Origin of the sequence: Micromonospora sp. NBS 11-29 (assembly GCF_002140155.1) — a bacterium.
Classification (GTDB): Bacteria; Actinomycetota; Actinomycetes; order Mycobacteriales; family Micromonosporaceae; genus Micromonospora.
The window spans coordinates 16,818-38,459 of the sequence record NZ_NAPR01000032.1; the positions used below are offsets into that span (position 1 = coordinate 16,818).

The window sequence follows — 21,642 nt, forward strand, 5'->3', positions numbered from 1 at the left end:
TGGGAGCACGGCCGGAGTGCACGACGACGTCACGCCCCGGCCCCAACGTGGCAGCAGGCGCCCCGAGCCGGAGCCGTCGCCGCGCGGCAGCAGGCGCCCCGAGCCGGAGCCGTCGGACGACGGGTCCAGGACGCCGCGCGGTGGTAGACGCGGTGAGCCGGAACCGTCGGAACGCGGCCGGCGCGCTACCGCCGACGAGGGCGAACGAGGGCTGCGCGGCCTTGTCGGTTCGGGGTCCTCACAGGTGAGCGTCACCGCCGCGTTGCGGGCCCGGGACGCCGCCCGCCCCACCGAGGACGACCTCGCCGAGGCCGAGCAGCGGGTGGTGCTGGTCCGCCGCAACTGGGTCCCCCGCGAGGAACTGCCCCGAGGCGGGCGCTGACCACACACGGTCGACACTACGCCGCACGCCGGCACCGACCCGTGCCCGCGGCACCGACACGGACCGGCCGACGCATACCGGCCGGGTAACGGGCGCGGTGCAACACCCATGACGTTCCACCCGTGGCCGATCCGGCCGACGAGTGGAACGCCATGAGTGTCTACGGACGGCTGCGACACCCATGGCGTTCCATCCACGACCGATGAAGGCAACGAGTGGAACGCCATGGGTGTCTGGGGACGGCTGGGACACCCATGGCGTAGCTCGGGTCGGCTGCCAGCGGCTCGCCGTGCTCGACGGCCCGATGCGCCGCGTGCACCCACCGAAGTGGCGCCATCCCGATGCCGCCGCCTCGACGGCATGCCAGGCCGGGGGCGACGGGCGTGCGTCAGGCCGGCAGGCCGGGCAGCTCGCGGCTCTGCTCGTACTCGGCCACCTGGGCGATGCGCCGGCTGTGCCGGGGATTACCGGAGAACGGCGTGGTGAGGAACGCCTCGACCAGGGCGGTGGCCTCGTCCAGCGTGTGCTGCCGCGCGCCGATCGCGATGACGTTCGCGTCGTTGTGCTCCCGGGACAGTTGGGCGGTCTCGACGTTCCAGGCCAGGGCCGCCCGGACACCAGCGACCTTGTTCGCGGCGATCTGCTCGCCGTTGCCGGAACCGCCGATCACCACGCCGAGGCTGCCCGGGTCGTCGACCACACGGTCGCCGGTGTGCAGGCAGAACGCCGGGTAGTCGTCGTCCGGGTCGAAGGCGTGCGGACCGACGTCCACCACCTCGTAGCCCTGCTTGGCCAGGTGGTTGGCCAGGTGCACCTTCAGCTCGAAACCGGCGTGGTCGGATCCCAGGTAGACGCGCATACCGCGCAGTCTGACAGGCCCGCCTCCGAGCCGACGCGCGGGCGGCGACCCGGAGGCGGATTCGTCACACGCCGATCAGTGTGGCAGCTCCGCCACCACCAGGCCGGCCCGCGCCTTCGGGGTGAACCAGGTGCTCTTGCGCGGCATCTTCTCCCGGGCCAGGTTGACCGCGACGAAGTCGTCCACGGTCACCGGCGCCACCAGCACCGCCAGCTCGGCCCGACCGGCGTCGACCTCGCCGGTGAGCCAGCTCGCCGGGTAGTCGCCGCCGACGTACGTGATCCGCTTGTCGCCCGGGTCGAGGCCCAGCGCGTCACGCAGCAGCAGCCGCTCGACCAGCGCGTGGTCGAGGTTCTCCAGCCGGCCGGCGCCGACGTGCGGCAGCGTCACCGCGTACCCCCGGCCGGCGAGGTGGAGGTGCACGGCGCCGCCGGTGGCCGGGACGCCGAGCGGGCCGGTGGCCGGGGTGACCTCGGCGCCGGCGGCGCGGAGCCGGTCGAGCAGCTCGTCCGGGGTGCTGGGCAGCTCGCTGACCAGCCGGTTGTAGGGCTGGATGGCGACTGACGCGGGCGTGGTGACCACCGCCAGGAAACGCGGGAAACCGCCGGTCTGCGCGGCCAGGCTGCGGTGGTTGCCGTCCGCGACCACCAGTTCGCCGCCGCCGGCCAACGCGGTCAGCTCGTCCTGCGCCGCACCGGGGCCGACCAGCCAGATGGCGTGGGTGCGGCCGGATTGGTCGACGTCGGTGGCGGCGGGCGCACCGGCCGTCTCGGTCGCCGCCGCGAGCGCGGCATGCAGCTCGTCGCCGCGCCCGGTCTGGAGCAGGAGTACGGGTGAGAGCAGGTGACCGAGCGCCTCGGCCAGCGCGACGCGCTCCCGCACCTTGGCGATGAACACGTCCTCGTTCCGGATCACCAGGCCCGGCTCGTCGGCCCGGGTGGAGATCTGGTCGGTGTCGACCATGGCCCACAGCCCGTACGCGTTCTCCTCGCCCGGCGCGCTGATCCGGTAGAGGACCACCACCTGCTCGGCCGGGGTGTAGCTGCCGTCCGCCTTCGCCTCGGCGAGGCGGGCCACCGCGTCCGGCAGCGCGTCCAGGAAGGACTTCCCGAGGCTACCCGGCGCCCGGTGGGGCATCTCGATGCCCAGGGCACTGTGCGGATTCGCCTCGACGATGGCGGTGATCTCCGCGTCGTCGGCGAACTCGTCGTAGTTCTGCGCGCCGGTGCCGCCAGTGGTGATCCAGGCCCGGGCGATCGGATGCACGACCGTCATGCCCGCTGACGCTACCCGCGCCCCCGCGCGCCCCGCCGCCGGACTCACTTCCTTCCACCAGGTGAAAGGAGGGGGACCTTCTTAACGCTTCCGGTATAGGCGGGGGCCCCGCTTAACAGCCTCAGACGGTGAGGTCACGGTGCCGGCCGGCGGCGGGGCGACGGATCGGCGCGGCCGGGCGGGAGCCGGCGTTGAGGCGTACCGTGGGCGCCCCGCTGGCGGCCGGGTGGCCGACGGCGCCGGACCGGCTCGGTGCGCGGCCGGGGCTGCCGAGCCCGGTCGGCGGGGTTGTCTGTGAGGTGGCCACCGCGCGGGCCACACGGACCACGATCGGCGGGGCCAGCAGGCCGGCCAACTCGACCGTGCCGGCCGGCCAGTCGCCCTCGGTCACCGACCAGTACGTCGCGCCGGGGTCCTCGGTCGCCGGCTGCGGCGCGTCGTCGGACGTGCGGCGGTGCTTACCCATGGGAACGCCTCCGGGAGTTGCCGTGGTGCGGCGCGCTCGGCCGCCGGCGGGGACACCCGGTGAACGAGCCCCGCACCGGCCCGGTGACGGGCCCGCGCGGGGCTCGGGGTACGACGCGTGGTGCGGCGTCACTGTTAAGAGGGGCCCCCGCCTATACCGGAGGCGTTAAGAAGGGCCCCCTCCTTTCACGTCAGTCGAAGATGGGGGGCTGGGTACGGGTGCGCTTCAGCTCGTAGAAACCGGGGGTGGCGGAGACCAGCAGCACGCCGTCCCAGAGTCGGCCGGCCGCCTCCCCCTTCGGCGCGGGCGTGATCACCGGGCCGAAGAAGGCGACGGTGCCGCCGTCGGGACCCGGAGCGTGGACCACCGGCGTGCCCACCTCGGTGCCGACCGGCCGCATCCCGGCCTCGTGGCTGGCCCGCAGCGCGTCGTCGTACTGGGTCGACTCGGCGGCGTCGGCGAGCGCCGGGTCCAACCCGACGTCGGTGAGCGCGCCCACCAGCAGGTCCCGGTCCAACTCCTCCTTGCCGAGGTGGATCCGGGTGCCCATGGCGGTGTAGAGCTTCGCCAACGTCTCGCCGCCGTGCGCCTGCTCGACGGCGATGCACACCCGCACCGGCCCCCAGCCCTTGCGCAACAGGTCCTGGTATCCCTCCGGGAGGTCCCGGCCCTCGTTGAGCACGGACAGGCTCATCATGTGGAACCGGATGTCCACGTCCCGGACCTGCTCGACCTGCAACAGCCAGCGTGAGGTGATCCACGCCCACGGGCAGAGCGGGTCGAACCACATGTCCGCGGTGACACGTTCGGTCACGGTGTCGTCCCTTCACGTCTTCCGCGCGCCGGGAGCCCCGGCGCCTTCCCCTCCGATCCTCACCCCGCGCCGCATCGACCGGTACCGGAATGAGAGCGTGACCTAGACCACCGAACGGGGTGCGTGCATGGAAGACTCGGTTCTCAGCCGGCCGTCACGAGCGGGCCGAGGTGAGGCCGGTGCCGCGGGGCGCGGCGAGACGAGTGGGATGGAGACGAACAGTGCCGGGAGTGCGCAACCTGACCCAGGTCGAGGCGACCGAGCGGGCTCGCCTGCTCGAGGTGACCGGGTACGACATCAGCCTTGACCTGTCGACCGCCGTGCAGCCCACCGGCCGCACGTTCCGCTCGGTGACCGAGGTCCGGTTCCGCTGCGCCGAGCCGGGAGCGACCACCTTCATCGAGGCGGCCGCCGAGTCGGTGCGGTCGGCCACGCTGAACGACGAGCCGGTCGACCTGTCCGACTGGTCCGCCGAGAAGGGCCTCACGCTGACCGGCCTGGCCGCCGAGAACGTCCTCGTGGTGGACGCCGACTTCGGCTACTCCAACAGCGGGCAGGGCCTGCACCGCACGGTCGACCCGGTGGACGGCGAGACCTACCTCTACAGCCAGTTCGAGACCGCCGACGCGCAGAAGGTCTTCGCCTGCTTCGACCAGCCCGACCTGAAGAGCGTCTACACCTGGCACGCCACCGTCCCGGACCACTGGAAGGTGGTGTCGAACATGCCGGTGGCCCGCGAGGAGGCCGCCGGTGAGGGCTTGAAGACGCTGCACTTCGCCGAGTCCGAGCGGATGAGCACCTACATCACCGCGCTCTGCGCCGGGCCGTACCACGAGGTGCGCCACACCCACGACGGCATCGACATGGGCTATTTCTGCCGGGCCAGCATGGCGCCCCACCTCGACGCCGACGACCTGCACCTGATCACCACCCAGGGCTTCGACTTCTTCCAGGAGAAGTTCGGCGTGCGCTACCCGCTGCCCAAGTACGACCAGCTCTGGGTGCCCGACTTCAACGCCGGCGCGATGGAGAACTTCGGCTGTGTCACGCACGCCGAGTCGCACTACGTCTTCCGCTCGCAGGTCACCGACTTCGAGTACGAGCAGCGCGCCAACACGATCCTGCACGAGCTGGCGCACATGTGGTTCGGCGACCTGGTCACCATGCGCTGGTGGAACGACCTGTGGTTGAACGAGTCGTTCGCCGAGTGGGCCAGCCACTGGTGCAACACCAACGCCACCCGCTTCACCGACGCCTGGACGACGTTCCTGTCCATCCGGAAGAACTGGGGCTACCGGCAGGACCAGCTTTNTTCGACGGCATCACGTACGCCAAGGGCGCCAGTGTGCTCAAGCAGCTCGTCGCGTACGTGGGCGAGGAGCCGTTCCTGGCCGGCCTGCGGGCCTACTTCGGCAAGCACGCCTGGGGCAACGCCACCTTCGACGACCTGCTCTCCGAGCTGGAGACGGCCTCCGGCCGGGAGCTGCGCAAGTTCGCCGCCCAGTGGCTGGAGACCGCGCAGGTCAACACGCTGCGCCCGGAGGTGACGATCGGCGCCGACGGCGCGTACGAGCGGGTGGTGGTCCGGCAGGAGGCGCCGGCCGGGCATCCGACGTTGCGTACCCACCGGATCGGGGTGGGCCTCTACGACCTGACCGACGGCCGGCTGGTCCGCCGCGAGCTGGTCGAGGTGGACGTGACCGGTGAGGTGACCGAGCTGTCCGCGCTGCACGGCCGGCCCGCCGCCGACGTGCTGCTGCTCAACGACGAGGACCTCACCTACACCAAGCTGCGGCTGGACGAGCGGTCCATGTCGACCGTGGTGCAGCACATCTCCGGCTTCGACTCGTCGCTGGCCCGGGCCCTGTGCTGGACGGCCGCCTGGGACATGACCCGCGACGCCGAACTGTCGGCCCGCGACTACGTGGCGCTGGTGCTGGCCGGGCTGACCGCCGAGACCGACATCAACCTGATCACCGCCACGCTGCGGCAGGCGACCACCGCGCTCACCTTCTACGCCGACCCTCAGTGGGCGCCGACCGGCTGGGCCGAGCTGGCCCGGACCGCGCGTACGGCCCTGTCCGCCGCCGAGCCGGGCAGTGGCTTCCAGCTCGCCTGGGCCCGCGCGTACGCCTCCTCCGCCCGCACCGGTGAGGACCTGGCGACGTTGCGCGGCTGGCTGGACGGCAGCGGGGTGCCGGACGGGTTGACCGTCGACACCGAGCTGCGCTGGAGCGTGTTGCAGTCGCTGGTCGCGAACGGCGCGGCCGGGGCCGCCGAGGTGGACGCCGAGCTGGCCGGCGACCGCACCGCCAGCGGCGAGCGGGAGGCCGCGTACGCGCACGCGCTGGTGCCGACGGAGCAGAACAAGGCCGCGGTGTGGGCGCAGCTCACCGGCCCGGAGGCGCTGCCCAACTGGCGCAACCGGGCGCTGCTGCAGGGCTTCACCCACCCGGCTCAGGTGGAGTTGACCGCGCCCTACCGGGAGCGCTACTTCGGCACCGTGGATCAGGTGTGGGCGCAGCGGGACAGCGAGCCGGCGCAGGAGTTCGTGCAGCTCGCCTACCCGGCGTACCTGGTCGACGAGGACACGGTCGCGGCGACCGACGCCTGGCTGGCCCGCGACGGCCAGCCGGCGTCGCTGCGCCGCCTGGTGGCGGAGGGCCGCGACGGCGTCGTCCGCGCGCTGAAGGCCCGCGAGCGGGACGCGCGCAGCGCCTGATCGGGGGTACGGCGGCCGGGGCCGGCGTGGGCGCAGGTCCGCGCCGGCCCCGGCGGCTTATCGTGCCTGAAGGAGGTGGACGTCATGGCCGCGGCGACCGATGAATGGCACCCGCCCGAAGGAGGCTGGCGCGAGCGGGACCTGCTCGGCCTGCCCTGGGACGGCCAGCGCTTCGAAGCCGTGGACGGCAGCGTGCGGGTCGCTCCGCCGGCCGGGTCGGAGCACCACGAGGTGGCCGATGACATCCGGATGGCGCTGTGCCAGACGGCGCCGCCGGGTTGGCGGGTGATCCGGCAGACCGGAGTACGCGTCGTCGACGGCAACCTGGTCCCGGATATCACCGTGTTCCGGCCGGGCGCTCCGCGGGACCAGTGGTGGACCGACTCCGCGCACGTCGCACTCGTGGTCGAGGTGGAGTCACCCACGAGCTGGCGGCACGGCCGCGTCCTCAAGCCCGCGCTCTACGCCGAGGCCGGCATCCCGCACTACTGGCGGGTGGGGNCTGGACCCCTCCACCTGGCCCCGCTGACGCGACGACGAAGCCCGGCCCTCGTGGGCCGGGCTTCGTGGTGCGTGGGGTCCGGCGTTCAGCCCTTGCCGGCGTGGCTGGCGAGCTGGTCGAGGCCCTGGATGACGCCGCCGGCCAGGTCACCGCCGCCGAAGGAGGCGACCATGGAGAGCGCGGCCAGCTTCGCGTACGTGTCCGGGATGCGCTTGCGCGCGTACTTGCCGGTGACGATCTCCAACTGGCGCTGGTTGGGCGACACCGCGATCAGCACCGACCGATCCGGCTCGGCGAGCTGCCGGTGCAGCTGCTCGGCGTGCTCCCGGACCGGCTCGTCGAGGCCGCCCACGTAGACCGAGAAGACCAGGCCGGTGCCCTGGTCGGCGAGGCGGAGCGCCTCGTCGATGCGGAGCAGCTGCCGGGTCGAGAACGGCCCGTCCAGCACGTCGGGCGGGGTGCCCGTCTCGGTCTCGGGCCGCGCTTCACCAACGGTCACTTGCGCCTCCGGTTCCACCGGCCGGGGCCTCCCGGCCGGCCTGCTCCTGCGTGCGACTGGTCAGCGCCGGCGCCTGCGCCCCGGCGGCCAGCGCGGTGCCGGCCGATTCGGCCAGCTGCTCCGGGTGGCCGAGGAACCAGACCGGAGTGAAGTCGAAGGGCCGGCCCGGCCGGTAGCGCTTGGTGCCGCCACCGTGGCCACGGCTGCCGACGGCCGCCAGCCCGGCGATCACCAGCACCGCGGCGACCGGGATGCCGACGAAGACCACCAACGTCTCGGTAACAGACAATCCCAACGCCCCCAGGCGGAAAGAGAGACCAGGAATGTTCCGGGTCGGGTTGGCGGTCACGACGGGCCGCGCCCGACCTCTTGTGCTGTTCACGTTAGCGGAGTCGACGGCCCGCCAGATTGCGGGGTGCTGATCCCATCCGCCACAGCAGTGCCCCGGCTGCGCGGCCGTGTCGCGGCGAACGCGCCGACGGGCGCCGGCGGGGCGGGCCCCATAGCCGGCTGGCATGACCGGATCGGGATTGCCGCCCGGCCGGGCGGGACGCGCAGCATGAACCTATCGATCGACTCTGATCGATTCCCGTCCCCGGCGAACCCCCAGGAGCATGCCGTGCCCCCCGTACCCGCCCCGCAGACCCGGCCGCCCCGCCGCCGGCTTCCGCGCGTCCTCCGCCCGCTGCTCGCCCTCGCCCTGACCGCCGCCGGCCTCGCCGCCCTGCCCACCGCACCGGCCGGGGCCCGCGACGGCGCCGCGCTGGCCGCGAACCCCTACGAGCGTGGCCCCGCGCCCACGGTGGCCAGCATCGAGGCCACCCGAGGCCCGTTCGCCATCGCCCAGACCACGGTCGCCGCGTCCAGCGTGAGCGGCTTCCGGGGCGGCACGATCTACTACCCGACCAGCACCGCCGAGGGCACCTTCGGCGCGGTCGCCATCTCCCCCGGCTTCACCTCCAGCCAGTCCGCGGTCGCCTGGCTCGGACCACGCCTGGCCTCGCAGGGCTTCGTGGTGATCACCATCGACACGCTCTCCGTGTACGACCAGCCGGCCAGTCGCGGCACCCAACTCCTGGCCGCCGTGGACTACCTGGCCANTCCATGGGTGGCGGCGGGAGCCTCTCCGCGGCCAACGCCCGGCCCAGCCTCCAGGCGGCGATTCCGCTGACCGGTTGGCACACGGTGAAGAACTGGTCGACGGTACGGGTGCCGACGCTGGTCATCGGGGCCGAGAACGACACCACGGCTCCGGTGGCGTCGCACTCGGAGCCGTTCTACACCAGCCTTCCGGCCACGCTCGACAAGGCGTACCTGGAGTTGAACGCGGCCGGCCACTCGGCGCCGACCTCGCCGAACGTGACCGTCGCGAAGTACAGCATCTCCTGGCTCAAGCGGTTCGTCGACGACGACACCCGCTACGAGCAGTTCCTCTGCCCGGCGCCCCGGGGCAGCGCCATCGAGGAGTACCGCGACACCTGCCCACACTCCTGACCCGTCCGTCCCGGAGCTTCGGGTGCGTTTGTCGTCGCCAGAGCGACCACAAACGCACCCGNGCGTCCCGGGCGGGGCCACCCATTCCGACCGAGGACCTCCGACGTCGGCCAGCAGGTCGAAGTCCCGATCGTAGTGAAGGACGGTCGCAGAGTGTTCCGCCGCGACCGCCGCCACCGTGAGGTCGACCGGGCTCGCCGCCCGGTGGTAGCCCCGCGCGGTGAGTGCCAGTTGCAGATCCCGAGCGCGGGTGGAGACGGCTGCGGTCATCGGAAGCTCGACCATGACCTGTGCACGACGGGCGCGGATGGTCATGGCGTCACGGAAGTCCCGCGCGCTGCGGCCGTCCTCGAGATCGAGTGGAAGACAGGTTGCCGCCAGAGCCTCCTCCAGGATGGCGCCCACCCGCTTCGCGACGACTGGCAGGCGAAGCCGAGCCCACGCCGAGGTGTCGATGAGATAGAGGCCGCCGGCGATGCTCACGCAGCGTCCTTCTCACTGTCGGGCACCTTGTCGTCGTCGACGATGCCCGTCCAGTCCCGGTCGATCGACAGGAGTTCCCGGATCGCCTCCATCCGCTCGCTTCGCTCGGCGACCTGTCGCAACGCCGCGTGGATGGTGTCCTTCTTGCTCTTGGTGCCCAGTTCACGCCGGGCACGCTCAAGCAGTTCGTCGTCCAGGTCGATGACAGTCTTCACGAACCGATTGTATACGACACGGGACTCTTTATATATCGACCCGGCCGAGGAAGCGCAGGGCGTTGCCGCCGAGCAGCGCGGCCCGCTGGTCGTCGGTGAGGAAGTCGGACCGGTGGACCACCTGGCCGACCGGCCGCTCGCCCAGCGGATACGGATAGTCGCTGCCGAGCAGCACCCGCTCGGCGCCCATGGTGTCCACCAGCAGCCGCAACGCGGCCGGTTCGAAGACCACCGAGTCGACGCTGAACCGGTCGACGTACGTGCTGGGCGGCGCGGCCGACGCGCCGCGTACCAGGTCGCCGCGGCGGTGCCAGGCGTTGTCGGCGCGGCCCAGCCAGAACGGGAAGCTGCCGCCGCCGTGGGCGAAGCAGATCCGCAGCGTCTCCGGCACCCGGTCGAACACGCCGCCGAGGATCAGCGCCAGCACCGACAGGTGCGTCTCGGCCGGCATGCCGGTCAGCCAGCGGGCCATCCACCGGTTCAGCCGGGGTCCACCGGGCATGTCCCACGGGTGCACGAAGACCGGGGCGCCGACCTCGGCGCAGTGGGTCAGGAACGCCACGATGCCGGCGTCGTCGAGGTCCCGGTCGCCGACGTGGTTGCCGATCTCCACGCCGGCGTGCCCGGCGGCTAGGCAGCGGTCCAGCTCGGCGCAGGCCAGATCGGCGTCCTGCAACGGCACCTGGCAGAACGGCACCAGCCGGTCGCCACCGGCGGCGGTGACCTCCAGCGTGAGGTCGTTGAAGATCCGGGCCACCTTCACCGCCTGGTCGGCCGGGCGGTCGTAGCCGAAGAAGACCGGGGTGGGCGAGACGACCTGCACGTCGATGCCGTCGGCGGTCATGTCGGCGAGCCGGGTGGGCGCGTCCCAGCAGGCCGCGCCGACCGGCCGGAACTCCGCCTCCCCCACCATGATCATGGCGGCGCGCTCGGAGTCCACCCGCAGCCAGGGCCAACCGGACCCGCCGCAGGCCGCGTCGAGGTCCGGCCACCCCTTGGGTACGACGTGCGTGTGCACGTCCACCACCGGCACCGGCATCAGCCCTTGCCCGGGTGCAGCGCGCCGCAGCTGTCGCAGGTGCGGGCCTTCTCGTCGGCGTAGAACGCGGCGAAGACCGGCGGCAGGTCGGCGGCGATGTCGCGGACCTGCAACTCGACCTCGTGCACCTTGTGGCTGCACTCGGCGCAGTACCACTGGAACTTCTCCAGCGTGCCCTCCTCGCGGACCCGCTCGATCACCATGCCGATCGAGCCGGCCTCGGGGCGCTGCGGCGAGTGCGGGGTGTTGCGCGGCAGCATCCACATCTGCCCCTCGCGGACGTGCACCGTACGCGGGCCCTCGGGCGTCATGAGGTTGATGTGCATGTTGCCCTTGACCTGGTAGAAGAACTCCTCGTACGGGTCGACGTGGAAGTCGGTGCGCTGGTTCGGGCCGCCCACCGCCATGACGATGAAGTCGTCGTTGCCGGGCAGCATCTCCTTGTTGCCCACCGGCGGCTTGAGCAGGTGCTGGTTCTCCCCGATCCAGCCGGCGAAGCTGAACGGCTCGGCGATCTCACTCATGACGGACCTCCCGACGGCAGTAGGGCCACGGCCTGCATCTCGATCAGCAGGTGCGGGTGCGGAAGCTGGTGCACGGCCACCGTGGTCCGGGTCGGCCCGGTGGCGTCGAAGAACTCCGCCCACACCTCGTTGTAGCCACCGAAGTCGTTCATATTGACCAGGTAGCTGGTGACCTGCACCAGGTCGGTCAGCTCGGCGCCGACCGAGGCGAGCAGGTCCCGGACGTTCTCGATCACGGCCCGGGTCTGCGCCCGGATGTCCAGGTCGGTGGTGCCGAACTCGTCCACCGACACACCCGCGAACGTGTTGTCCGGCCGGCGCGACGACGTACCGGAGACGAAGACGAACCCACCCGCGACCTTGACGTGCGGGAACGCCCCGCGCGGCACGGCCTTCCCCGCCACGACACGCGCGGTCATGGCAGAGCCCGAAGCGAAGCGGTACCGAGCTTCTCCACCACGGCGCGGACGTGCGCGCCCGGTCGCAGCGGCACCGCGGCGGTGGCCGCGCCGGCCAGGAAGAGCCAGCCCTCGCGCAGCCGGACGCCGTGCCGACCGGCCAGCCGCAGGCCCTCGTCCAGCGCGCGGCGCGGGTCGCCGAGGATCGCCGCGGTCGACCCGACCTGCGCCACCCGCCCGTCGATCTCCAGCAGCACACCGAGATTGTCCAACCCGTCCGGCACCGGCGACCAGGGGCCGACCGTGAACGCGGCGGCCGAGGTGTTGTCCGCGATCACGTCCGGCAGGGAGAAGGTGAAGTTCGCGTACCGGGAGTCGATCAGCTCGATCGCCGGGGCGACCGCGCGCACGGCCTCGGTGAACGAGCCGACCAGTTCGCCCGGCTCGGGCAGCCGGTCCAGCAGGAACGCCACCTCCGGCTCGACCCGGGGATGGATGAAGCCGCCGGTGTCGACGCTGCCGCCGTCCGGCACCCGCATCACGTCGGTCAGCCGGCCCCAGATCACCTCGTCCACGCCGACCTGGGCCATCTTCGCCCTGCTGGTGAGCCCCATCTTCAGCCCGACCAGGCGCTCGCCGCGGTCGAGGCGGCGCCGCACCAGCGCCTCCTGCACCGCATACGCGGTGTCGGAGTCGAGGCCGGTCTCGGCGGCGAGCTGTCCGATGGCGGTGGCGGAGTCGGCCGCCGCGCCCAGCTTCGCCGCGATCCCCGCCACGTCCGGCCCGCTCATGAGGTCTTCTCCTTGCCCGCCAGGTCCAGTGCCACGTCCACGATCATGTCCTCCTGGCCGCCGACCATCCGGCGGCGGCCCAGCTCGACCAGGATCGAGCGCACGTCCACCCCGTACTTCGCCGAGGCCCGCTCGGCGTGGCGCAGGAAGCTGGAGTAGACGCCCGCGTACCCCAGGGAGAGCGTCTCCCGGTCGACCTGGACCGGCCGGTCCTGCAACGGGCGGACCAGGTCGTCGGCGGCGTCCATCAGCGCGAACACGTCGCAGCCGTGGGTCCAGCCGTGCAGCTCGGCGACCGCGACGAAGACCTCCAGCGGCGCGTTGCCGGCGCCCGCGCCCATGCCGGCGAGCGACGCGTCCACCCGGACCGTCCGCCCGGCCGGCGAGCCGGGCGGGCCGTCGCCGAGGATCCGGCCGTGCTCGACCGCCAGCACGCTGTTCGCCACGCCCAGGGAGAGGTTGTGGTGCGCGTGGATGCCGATCTGCGTCTCCGGCGCCAGCACCTGCCGGTACGCGTCGACGCGCTGCGCCACGTCCGACATCAGCAGCCGGCCACCGGAGTCGGTGACGTAGACGCAGTGCGCGCCGTACGACTCCATCAGCTTCGCCTGGGCGGCCAGCCCGGCCGGGTCGTTCAGGTGCGACATCATCAGGAACCCGGAGACGTCCATGTCGTTCTCCCGGGCCCAGGCGNGACGCTGGTCACGCCGAGCGCCTTCGCCGCCCTCAGGTCGGCGATCGTGCCGATGCCGGGCAGCAGCAGCGTGGTGAGCCGCGCGGTGGTCAGCACCTCGGCGGCGGCGGCGATCCAGTCCGCGTCGGCGGCCGCGCCGTGCCCGTAGTTGACGCTGGAGCCGGCCAGCCCGTCGCCGTGCGCCACCTCGATCGCGGCCACCCCGGCGGCGTCGAGCGCGGCGGCGATGGTGCGGACCTGGTCGACGGTGTAGCGGTGGGCGATGGCGTGCATGCCGTCGCGCAGCGTCACGTCCTGGATGTAGAGGTCGGTCATGCGGGCACCCCCTTCGCGCGCAGGGCCACCAACCGCTCGGCGGTGCGCAGCGCGGCCGACGTCATGATGTCCAGGTTCCCGGCGTACGCGGGCAGGTAGTGCCCGGCGCCGGAGACCTCCAGGAACACCGACACCTGGAGGCCGCGGAAGTGCCGGCCGAGCACCGGCGCGTACGTGTCCACCGGGTCGAACTGCACGTCCTGCTTGAGCCGGTAGCCGGGGACGTACTCCTGCACCGTGGCCACCATGTCGGCCACCGAGGCGGCGATCGCGGACCGGTCGGCGTCGGCGTCCGGGCAGAGGCAGTAGACGGTGTCCCGCATCAGCAGCGGCGGGTCGGCCGGGTTCAGCACGATGATCGCCTTGCCGCGTTCGGCGCCGCCGACCACCTCGATGGCCCGCGCGGTGGTCTCGGTGAACTCGTCGATGTTGGCCCGGGTGCCCGGCCCCGCCGACTTCGAGGCGATCGAGGCGACGATCTCGCCGTACGCGACCGGGGTGACCCGACCGACCGCGTGCACGATCGGCACGGTGGCCTGCCCACCGCAGGTGACCATGTTGACGTTGCGCTCGCCCAGGTGTTCGTCCAGGTTGACCGGTGGCACCACGTACGGGCCGAGCGCGGCCGGGGTCAGGTCGACCACGGTGCGGCCGTGGGCGCGCAGCACCTCGTCGTGTCGGCGGTGCGCGCCGGCCGAGGTGGCGTCGAAGACCAGCTCCACGTCGGCGAACTCGGGCAGCGCGACCAGGCCGTCCACGCCCTCGGCGGTGGTGGTCACGCCGAGGCGGCGGGCCCGGGCCAGCCCGTCCGAGGCCGGGTCGATGCCGACCATCGCGACCATCCGCAGCGAGTCACTCAACCGCAGCACCTTGATCATCAGGTCGGTGCCGATGTTGCCCGACCCGAGCACCGCTACTCCGACACTCATGAGGTGGCCTCCTTCGAGAAACAGGTACGCACCGAGCCGAGCCCGGAGATGCGCGCCTCGTACGCGGCGCCGGGCGTGACCGGCACCATCGGGCCGAGCGCGCCGGAGAGCACCACGTCGCCGGCGGTGAGCGGGGCGCCGGCGCGGGCCAGGGTGCCGGCCAGCCAGCGCAGCGCGTGCAGCGGATTGCCGAGGCAGGCCGCGCCCGCGCCGACCGAGACCGGCTCCCCGGCGTGCTTCAGCACCATCCCGCACAGCCGCAGGTCCACGTCGGCGAGCCGGCGGGGTGCGGTGCCGAGCACGAACAGCCCGCTGGAGGCGTTGTCCGCCACCGTGTCGACGATGGAGATGTCCCAGCCGGCGATCCGCGAGTCGACGATCTCGATGGCCGGCAGCACATGGTCCACGGCCCGGAGCAGGTCGACCGGGGTGACCCGCTCGTCCGGCAGGTCCGCGCCGAGCACGAAGGCGATCTCCGCCTCCACCCGGGGTTGGAGCAGCCGGCCGATCGGCACCTCCGCGCCGTCGTCGACGGCCATGTCGTCGAAGAGCATCCCGAAGTCGGGTTGGAAGACCCCGAAGCTCTCCTGCACCGCCCGCGACGTCAGACCGATCTTCGCGCCGATCCGGCGGCGCCCCTCGTCCAGGCGCTGCCGGGTGTGCACCTGCTGCACCCGGTAGGCGGCCTCGACGTCGCCGTCGGGCAGCAGCCGGCCGCGCAACGGCGGGCAGGGTTTCCCGTCCTGCCGGACGGTGGCCAGTTCCCGGTGGGCGGCCTCGATGTCGACGGTCATGTCAGGTCCACGCAGACGTTGGTGAGTTCGGAGTAGAAGTCGAGCGAGTGCACGCCACCCTCCCGGCCGACGCCGGACGCCTTCACCCCGCCGAACGGGGTGCGCAGGTCGCGCAGGAACCAGGTGTTGACCCAGACGATGCCGGCGTCCAGCCGTGTCCCGGCCCGGTGCGCCCGGCCCACGTCCCGGGTCCACACCGTCGCCGCCAGGCCGTATTCGGTGCCGTTGGCCAGCGCGTACGCCTCGTCCTCGGTGTCGAACGGCGCGACGTGCACCACCGGCCCGAAGATCTCCTCGCGGTTGGTGCGGGCGTCCGCCCCGAGCCCGGTGAGCACCGTCGGCTGCACGTACGCGCCGCCGTCGCGGGCGTCGCCGAAGCGCGGCGTGCCGCCACCGGCGCGCACCTCGGCGCCCTCGGTGCGGGCCAGCGCGTAGTGACCGAGCACCTTGTCCCGGTGGGCGTGCGAGATCAACGGCATGTTCACCGTCGCCTCGTCGGCGGGCCAGCCGTACGCCAGCTCGTCGGCGCGCTTCGCCAGCCGCGCGGTGAACTCCTCGAAGACCGGCCGCTGCACGTAGATCCGCTCCGTGCAGAGGCAGACCTGGCCGCCGTTGGTGAAGCTGGACCGGACCGAGCCGGCGACCGCCGCGTCCAGGTCGGCGTCGGCGAAGACCAGGCCGGCGTTCTTGCCGCCCAGCTCGAAGCTGACCGCCTTCACCCCGTCGGCGGCGGCCCGCATGATGGCGCTGCCGGTGGCCGACTCGCCGGTGAACGTGATCGCGTCCACGCCCGGGTGCCGGGTCAGGCGCTCGCCGGCCGAGCCCGGCCCGAAGCCGTGCACCAGGTTGAACACGCCGTCCGGCACGCCGGCGGCGGCCATCACCTCGGCGAGCAGCGTGGCCGACGCCGGGGTCTCCTCGCTGGGCTTGACCACCACCGCGTTGCCGCAGGCCAGGGCCGGGGCGACCTTCCAGGTGAGCAGCAGCAGCGGCAGGTTCCACGGCACGATGACCGCGACCACGCCGACCGGCTTGCGGACCGCGTAGTTGAGCGCCCGGCCGCCGGTCGGGGTGACCGTGGTGAACGACTCGGTCGGCGCGGTCGACACGATCTCGGCGAATGCCCGGAAGTTGGCCGCGCCGCGTGGGATGTCCAGCGTGCGGGCCTGGGAGATGGCCTTGCCGGTGTCGGCGACCTCGGCCGCGACCAGGTCGTCGAAGCGCCGTTCCAGCTCGTCGGCGACCCGGCGCAGCACCTCCGCGCGTTCCCGCTCCCCCATCCGGCCCCATGGGCCGCGCAGCGCCGCCCGGCCGGCGGCCACCGCGTCGTCCACCACCGACTCCGACGCCTCGACCACCTCGAAGACCGGCTCGCCGGTGACCGGGCTGTGCTTGGTGAACCGGCTGCCCGCGTCGACGAACTCGCCGCCGACGAAGTTGCGTAGCAGGCCGGGGCCGTCCGGCGCGTACCCGGTCATCAGCCGGGGGTCCCAGCGCGTCACCGTCGCCGCCCCAGCGCCACGCCGACGCCGGCCAGCAGCGCCAGCGCGCCGGCCGCGACCGCCCCGACGGCGGCGTACTGCCGGCGGACCCGGCGGCGCACCTGCGCGTACGGGGTGGTGGAGAACGACACCAGCTCGTACTGGGAGACGTAGCGGCCGGGCAGCGCCCGTTCCAGCGCGTGCTCGACCGTCTTGCGGGCCCGGAACACCGGGGAGGCGACCTTGTCCCGCATCTCCACGAAGTTGGTCAGCGCCATCCGGGCGATCGCCTCCGCGTCGGCCTGGCGGCGGTGCTGGAACAGCGGCAGCGCGGCGGCCCACTCGTCGTCGCACTCGTCGAGGCAGCGGTCCAGCGCGACCACGTCCTCGAACGCGCAGTTCGCGCCCTGGCCGTAGAACGGCACGATGGCGTGCGCGGCGTCGCCGAGCAGCCCGACCCGGCCGGCCACCTGCCACGGCGTGCAGCGCACCGTGCCGAGCACACCGACCGGGTTGTGCTGGTAGTCGTCGACCAGGTTCGGCGCGAGCGGGACCAGGTCCGGGTAGTGCGTGGCGAAGAACCGCTCGATCGCGGCCGGGCTGCTCAGCGACGCGAAGCTGCTCCTGCCGTGGGTGGGCCAGAACAGCGTGCAGGTGAAGGAGCGGTCCGGGTTCGGCAGCGCGATCATCATCGAGGTGCCGCGCGGCCAGATGTGCAGCGCGCCCGGGTCCAGGGCGAACTCCCCACCGATCGGCGGGATGGTCAGCTCCTTGTAGCCGTAGTCGAGGAAGTCCAGGCTCTCGCTCAGGCCCCCGTACGCCAGCAGTTGCCCGCGCACCGCGGAACCGGCGCCGTCGGCGCCCAGGACGACCGACGCGGTGGTGGTGACCTTGCCCTGCGGGGTCTCGAACGTCATCTCGCCGCCGACCGGGTCGAGGCCGACCAGCCGGTGGTCGAACGCGATCCGCACGCCGGGCAGCGCGACGGCGGCGTCGAGCAGCGCGTTGTTCAGCGCGCCCCGGCTGATCGAGTTGATCGCCCGGTCCCCGGAGACGCTGTACGACTGGAACTGCGGCTCGCCCTCGACCGGGTGGATCATCCGGCCGCGCATCGGCAGCGCGTCCGCCATCACCTGCTCGTCCAGGCCGATCCGGCGCAGCGCGTCGAGGCCGCGTTCGGAGAGGGCCAGGTTGATCGAGCGGCCCCGCTCGACGGTGCCGCCGCGCGGGTCCGGCCGGCGCTCGTAGAGGGCGACCGGGTAGCCCCGGCGGGCCAGGAAGCAGGCCAGCAGGCAGCCGGCCAGCCCGGCCCCGACCACCGCGATCTCGTCGCGTTCCGTCATGACCCCTCCTTCGCGACCGTGGCGGCCAGCGCGTCGGCGACGCGCCAGCAGTCGTGGTAGGTCGAGTAGAGCGGCACCGGGGCGAACCGGACCACGTCCGGCTCGCGGGCGTCGGCGATGACGCCGTGCTCGTGCCGCAGTCGCTTGGTCAGCTCGTTCGCGCTCCCCGTGCCGATGCGGACGGAGAGCTGGCAGCCCCGGCGGGCCGGGTCGCGGGGCGTGACGACGGTCAGCGGCCGGCCCGGCGTCACGTCGTCGAGCAGCCGTTCCAGCCAGCCGGTGAGCCGCAGGCTGCGCTCCCGCAGCGCCGCCATGCCGACCGAGTCGAACAGCTCCAGCGAGGTACGCACCGGACCCATCGCGAAGATCGGCGGGTTGGAGATCTGCCACGCCTCCACGGTGGCCGGCGGGCGCGACACCGGCGTCATCTCGAACCGGGTGGCCGCCTCGGTGCTCCACCAGCCCTCGAAGCGGGGCAGCGCCGGGTCGCCGAGGTGTCGCTCGTGGACGAAGACGCCGGCCAGCGCGCCCGGCCCGGAGTTGAGATATTTGTAGGAGCACCAGGCGGCGAAGTCGACGTCCCAGTCGTGCAGCGCCAGCGGCACGTTGCCGGCCGCGTGCGCCAGATCCCAGCCGACGACCGCGCCGGCGGCCCGCCCGGCGGCGGTGATCGCCGGGATGTCCATCAGCTCGCCGGTCAGGTAGTTCACGCCGCCGAGCAGCAGCAACGCCACCGTGTGCCCCTCGGCGGCCAGGAAGTCGGTGACGTCGGACGTGCGCAGGGTGTCCTCGCCCGGGCGGGGCTTCAGCCGCACCACGGCGGCGTCCGGGTCCAGGCCGTGGAAGCGCGCCTGGCTGCGCACCGCGTAGCTGTCCGACGGGAACGCGCTGTCCTCGATGACGATCCTGGTGCGCTCCCCCGCCGGGCGGTAGAAGCTGACCATCAGCAGGTGCAGGTTGACCGTGAGCGAGTTCATCACCACGGCCTCCGTGGGCCGCGCGCCGACCAGTCGCGCGACCGGTCCGGTCAACAGCTCGTGGTACGGCAGCCAGGGCCGCTCCGCCTCCAGGTGCCCCTCCACGCCCAGCCGGCGCCAGGCGTCCAGGTCGGCGACGAGTTCGTCGGCGGTGGCCCGGGGTTGCAGGCCCAGCGAGTTGCCGGCCAGGTACGCCACCTCGGGGTACCGCCCGCCGTCGGCCGGCGGCACGTGGAACAGGTGCCGGTGACCGGGGTCGGCGGCGTCGAGCCGGTGGGCTTCGCTCTCGGGGGTGTCCATGCTGTTCCTTCTCGTCACATCGCGGTCCGGGCCGACCACAGCTCCGGGAAGACCACCCGGGCCATGCTGCGCTGCAACCATGCCAGGCCGGCGGAACCACCGCTGCCGACCTTGGCGCCCATGGTGCGCTGCACCGCCTTGACGTGGTTCCAGCGCCAGTCGCCGAACTGCTCCGCCACCTCGGTCAGCGCGTCGCCGAGCAGCCGCAGGTGGTTGTCCGGCCCGCTGTCGCCGTAGACGCGTACCCAGGCCGCCTCGACGCCCGGGTGCGGCTCGTGCTCGGCGGTCACGTCCCGCTCCAGCAGCTCGGCCGGCAGGTCGAAGCCGCGGCGGACGAACAGCGCCACCACGTCGTCCCAGAGGCTCGGCGTGGCCAGCGCGGCGGTCAGCTCCGCGTACACCTCGGTCTGCCGCCGGAACGGGCGGATCAGCGCCGGGTCGCGGAGGCCGAGCCGGAACTCCAGGTGCCGGTACATGGCGGACTGGAAGCCGGACCCCTCGCCGAGGCGGTCGCGGAACCGGTTGAAGTCGGCCGGTGTCATCCAGCGCAGCCCCTGCCAGGCCGCGTTGAGCCCCTCCAGGTGCAGCGCGGCGCGACGCAGCGCGGGCAACGCCTCCCAGACGCGGTCGGCCCGCAGCTCGCGCTGGGCGTGCTCCAGCTCGTGGCAGGTCAGCTTGAAGTACAGCTCCATGATCTGGCTGACCATCAGGAAGGACATCTCGCCCGGATCGTCGCTGAGCGGCTGCTGGAGCCGGTGCAGCGTGCTGGCGTGGACGTACGCGTCGTAGGGCACGCGCTCGGCGAACTCCAGCGTCGGCTCACCGCCGTTGCGCGCCGCGCGGGTCGCCCGCTCCTGCGGGGTCGCCGGGCGTACCGCCGTCGGGTGTTCCACCGTCATCTCCGTCCGTGCGAGGGGTAGACGCCATGATCTCGCTGGCACCCGGACGGATGGAATGCCTGTTCAACGGCGGTAGTGTGGTTTGACCTCACGAGCTGAAACCATCTCGCGTATCCGACTTCACGGAAGGAAGGTCGCCGCGTGGACGACATGGACTGGGCGCTGCTGGGCGAACTCCAGGCCGACGCCCGGCTCTCCTACAGCGAGCTGTCCCGCCGGGTGCACCTGTCCCCGCCGGCGGTGGCGGAACGGGTCCGGCGACTGGAGGAGTCCGGGGTGATCACCGGCTACCACGCGCACGTCGATCTGCCCCGGGCCGGGCGCACCGTGCTCGCGCTGATCCGGATGTCCTGCTACGGCTCGCGTTGCATCCTGAACGACCCGTCCGTCCCCGGGTGGCCGGAGATCATGGAGATCCACCGGATCACCGGCGACGCGTGCAGCATGCTCAAGGTCGCCGCGGCGTCGATGGGCGAGTTCGAGGCGGTCATCGACCGCCTCGCCCCCTACGGCCAACCCTCCAGCACCATGGTCCTCTCCACCCCCCTCTCCTGGCATCCCGTGCTGAAAGGAGGGGCACCCCGTTAACGCCTCCTGCATAGGCGGGGCCCCCGGTTAACACCCCGCTGACCGGGAAGTCAGCCCCGCTGCCCGTCAGCAGGATTCCGGTGCACCGTCGCACCGGGAGGGGGGAATCATGCGAGGGCTCGTGTCACATCGCGCGCTGTCGTCCGTACTGGGACTGCTCGGCCTGGTCGCGGCGTTCGTCCTGACCACCGCCGTACCGGCCCGGGCCGGGGACAACGTCTTCATCGAAGTGACGCCGAACAGCGTCCAGGCCGGCTCCCGGGTCAATCTCCGGGCCGGTTGCGACAACAACAACAGCCGTCAGGCCCAGGTCACCTCGGACGCCTTCGGCCGGGTCACGTTGCGGTCGGACAACGGCTTCCTGACCGGCTCGGTCACCGTGCCCGGCAGCAAGGCGCCCGGCGACTACCCGGTGAACCTGGACTGCGCGAACGGGCAGACCGCCTCGGCCATGCTCACCGTGCTGAACATGTCGCAGCCGAGCAAGGGCCCGGCGACCGGCGGCGGAGGCACCGCGGGCGGGCGGGGCACCGGCTCGCTGCTGCTGGTCGGCGGCCTGGTGGCGGTGGCCGTGGTGGCCGGCGTGAGCGCCCGCCGCAAGACCGGTAGCCGCGTCTGACGGGGTGCGGCCATGGCCCGCTCGCCACGCCGCCACGACCGCACCGGCCCGCGCCGGCCCGGCGGCACCGGCCGTCGCGGCCGCGTACACCCCGGTCGTCGCGCGCGCTCCGGGTGGCTGCGGGCCGCGCTGCGGCTGGCGTCCCGGACCACGCGGCGGTGCGCCCACGCCGCCGCGCACGCGGTCTCGGCCGGCGTGACCACCGCCCACCCGTCCGCCGGCCCGGTCGCGGCCCCCCCC

At 72.8% G+C, this 21,642-nt stretch carries 20 protein-coding genes and 6 pseudogenes; 7 read left to right on the top strand and 19 right to left on the bottom strand.

What is annotated here, in order from left to right; all coding sequences use genetic code 11:
- Window positions 1-16: 16 nt before the first annotated feature.
- A complete protein-coding gene (locus tag B1205_RS33660; protein ID WP_441338588.1) occupies window positions 17-382 on the top strand; it encodes a hypothetical protein in 366 nt (121 codons plus the stop codon).
- Between the two features lie 388 nt (window positions 383-770).
- Here B1205_RS33660 and B1205_RS27640 read toward each other — a convergent pair whose 3' ends face one another.
- From B1205_RS27640 to B1205_RS27655, 4 genes are all read right to left on the bottom strand, one after another.
- The gene (locus B1205_RS27640; protein WP_089158270.1) at window positions 771-1,241 is read right to left on the bottom strand and encodes a ribose-5-phosphate isomerase; all 471 of its coding nucleotides are present in this window, start codon (window positions 1,239-1,241) and stop codon (window positions 771-773) included.
- Between the two features lie 75 nt (window positions 1,242-1,316).
- Entirely contained in the window at window positions 1,317-2,516 is a 1,200-nt protein-coding gene (locus B1205_RS27645; protein ID WP_089158271.1) for a DUF1015 family protein, read from the bottom strand.
- A 121-nt stretch (window positions 2,517-2,637) separates the two neighbouring features.
- A complete protein-coding gene (locus B1205_RS27650; RefSeq protein ID WP_089158272.1) occupies window positions 2,638-2,982 on the bottom strand; it encodes a hypothetical protein in 345 nt (114 codons plus the stop codon).
- A 190-nt stretch (window positions 2,983-3,172) separates the two neighbouring features.
- Window positions 3,173-3,796 (bottom strand): mycothiol-dependent nitroreductase Rv2466c family protein, encoded by a 624-nt coding sequence (locus B1205_RS27655; RefSeq protein ID WP_089158273.1) that lies wholly within the window; start codon window positions 3,794-3,796, stop codon window positions 3,173-3,175.
- A 230-nt stretch (window positions 3,797-4,026) separates the two neighbouring features.
- Here B1205_RS27655 and pepN point away from each other — a divergent pair.
- Together pepN and B1205_RS27665 are read left to right on the top strand one after the other, a co-directional pair.
- Window positions 4,027-6,518, top strand: a pseudogene (gene pepN / locus B1205_RS27660) (aminopeptidase N).
- A gap of 84 nt (window positions 6,519-6,602) precedes the next feature.
- A pseudogene (locus B1205_RS27665) lies at window positions 6,603-7,004 on the top strand (Uma2 family endonuclease); the annotation flags it as partial.
- A 101-nt stretch (window positions 7,005-7,105) separates the two neighbouring features.
- On the opposite strand, the gene B1205_RS27670 reads toward B1205_RS27665, so the two are convergent.
- Entirely contained in the window at window positions 7,106-7,519 is a 414-nt protein-coding gene (locus B1205_RS27670; protein ID WP_089158274.1) for a DUF5130 family protein, read from the bottom strand.
- Complete coding sequence (gene ctaJ / locus B1205_RS27675; protein ID WP_441338583.1) at window positions 7,506-7,814, bottom strand: aa3-type cytochrome oxidase subunit CtaJ; 309 nt, start codon at window positions 7,812-7,814, stop codon at window positions 7,506-7,508. Before ctaJ ends, B1205_RS27670 begins: the two co-directional genes overlap by 14 nt.
- A gap of 264 nt (window positions 7,815-8,078) precedes the next feature.
- Here ctaJ and B1205_RS27680 point away from each other — a divergent pair.
- A pseudogene (locus B1205_RS27680) lies at window positions 8,079-9,013 on the top strand (poly(ethylene terephthalate) hydrolase family protein).
- 120 nt (window positions 9,014-9,133) lie between these two features.
- Here the strand turns inward: B1205_RS27680 and B1205_RS33210 are convergent.
- The 13 genes and pseudogenes from B1205_RS33210 to B1205_RS27740 all read right to left on the bottom strand — a co-directional run.
- Window positions 9,134-9,328, bottom strand: a pseudogene (locus tag B1205_RS33210) (PIN domain-containing protein); the annotation flags it as partial.
- 164 nt (window positions 9,329-9,492) lie between these two features.
- A complete protein-coding gene (locus tag B1205_RS27685) occupies window positions 9,493-9,711 on the bottom strand; it encodes a type II toxin-antitoxin system VapB family antitoxin (RefSeq protein WP_089158275.1) in 219 nt (72 codons plus the stop codon).
- Between the two features lie 28 nt (window positions 9,712-9,739).
- Window positions 9,740-10,750 carry an amidohydrolase family protein gene (locus tag B1205_RS27690; RefSeq protein WP_089158276.1) on the bottom strand — a complete coding sequence of 337 codons (1,011 nt, stop codon included), beginning with the start codon at window positions 10,748-10,750 and terminating at the stop codon, window positions 9,740-9,742.
- On the bottom strand, window positions 10,750-11,274 hold the full coding sequence (locus tag B1205_RS27695; protein WP_089158277.1) for a 3-hydroxyanthranilate 3,4-dioxygenase: 525 nt from the start codon (window positions 11,272-11,274) through the stop codon (window positions 10,750-10,752). Before B1205_RS27695 ends, B1205_RS27690 begins: the two co-directional genes overlap by 1 nt.
- On the bottom strand, window positions 11,271-11,693 hold the full coding sequence (locus B1205_RS27700; protein ID WP_089158278.1) for a RidA family protein: 423 nt from the start codon (window positions 11,691-11,693) through the stop codon (window positions 11,271-11,273). The genes B1205_RS27695 and B1205_RS27700 overlap by 4 nt, the downstream gene beginning before the upstream one ends.
- On the bottom strand, window positions 11,690-12,463 hold the full coding sequence (locus B1205_RS27705; RefSeq protein ID WP_089158279.1) for a 2-keto-4-pentenoate hydratase: 774 nt from the start codon (window positions 12,461-12,463) through the stop codon (window positions 11,690-11,692). The genes B1205_RS27700 and B1205_RS27705 overlap by 4 nt, the downstream gene beginning before the upstream one ends.
- Window positions 12,460-13,472 (bottom strand): annotated as a pseudogene (dmpG, locus tag B1205_RS27710) (4-hydroxy-2-oxovalerate aldolase). The gene B1205_RS27705 and the pseudogene dmpG overlap by 4 nt, the downstream one beginning before the upstream one ends.
- Window positions 13,469-14,401, bottom strand: coding sequence for an acetaldehyde dehydrogenase (acetylating) (locus B1205_RS27715; protein ID WP_089158280.1), 933 nt, complete (start codon window positions 14,399-14,401; stop codon window positions 13,469-13,471). The pseudogene dmpG and the gene B1205_RS27715 overlap by 4 nt, the downstream one beginning before the upstream one ends.
- Window positions 14,398-15,195, bottom strand: a complete 798-nt coding sequence (locus B1205_RS27720; protein WP_089158281.1) for a 2-keto-4-pentenoate hydratase — start codon at window positions 15,193-15,195, stop codon at window positions 14,398-14,400. The genes B1205_RS27715 and B1205_RS27720 overlap by 4 nt, the downstream gene beginning before the upstream one ends.
- Window positions 15,192-16,673: a 2-hydroxymuconic semialdehyde dehydrogenase gene (locus B1205_RS27725; RefSeq protein ID WP_089158352.1), complete on the bottom strand. Its 1,482-nt coding sequence runs from the start codon at window positions 16,671-16,673 to the stop codon at window positions 15,192-15,194. Before B1205_RS27725 ends, B1205_RS27720 begins: the two co-directional genes overlap by 4 nt.
- A 20-nt stretch (window positions 16,674-16,693) precedes the next feature.
- Entirely contained in the window at window positions 16,694-18,019 is a 1,326-nt protein-coding gene (locus B1205_RS27730; protein WP_089158282.1) for an FAD-dependent oxidoreductase, read from the bottom strand.
- A complete protein-coding gene (gene kynU / locus B1205_RS27735; protein WP_089158283.1) occupies window positions 18,016-19,296 on the bottom strand; it encodes a kynureninase in 1,281 nt (426 codons plus the stop codon). The genes B1205_RS27730 and kynU overlap by 4 nt, the downstream gene beginning before the upstream one ends.
- A 14-nt stretch (window positions 19,297-19,310) precedes the next feature.
- Window positions 19,311-20,195, bottom strand: a complete 885-nt coding sequence (locus B1205_RS27740; protein ID WP_089158284.1) for a tryptophan 2,3-dioxygenase — start codon at window positions 20,193-20,195, stop codon at window positions 19,311-19,313.
- 141 nt (window positions 20,196-20,336) lie between these two features.
- Between B1205_RS27740 and B1205_RS27745 the strand changes: the two genes are divergently transcribed.
- From B1205_RS27745 to B1205_RS32600, 3 genes and pseudogenes are all read left to right on the top strand, one after another.
- The gene (locus B1205_RS27745) at window positions 20,337-20,783 is read left to right on the top strand and encodes an Lrp/AsnC family transcriptional regulator (protein WP_089158285.1); all 447 of its coding nucleotides are present in this window, start codon (window positions 20,337-20,339) and stop codon (window positions 20,781-20,783) included.
- Window positions 20,784-20,892: 109 nt separating this feature from the next.
- Complete coding sequence (locus tag B1205_RS27750; RefSeq protein WP_089158286.1) at window positions 20,893-21,402, top strand: hypothetical protein; 510 nt, start codon at window positions 20,893-20,895, stop codon at window positions 21,400-21,402.
- A gap of 12 nt (window positions 21,403-21,414) precedes the next feature.
- Window positions 21,415-21,642, top strand: a pseudogene (locus B1205_RS32600) (class F sortase); the annotation flags it as partial.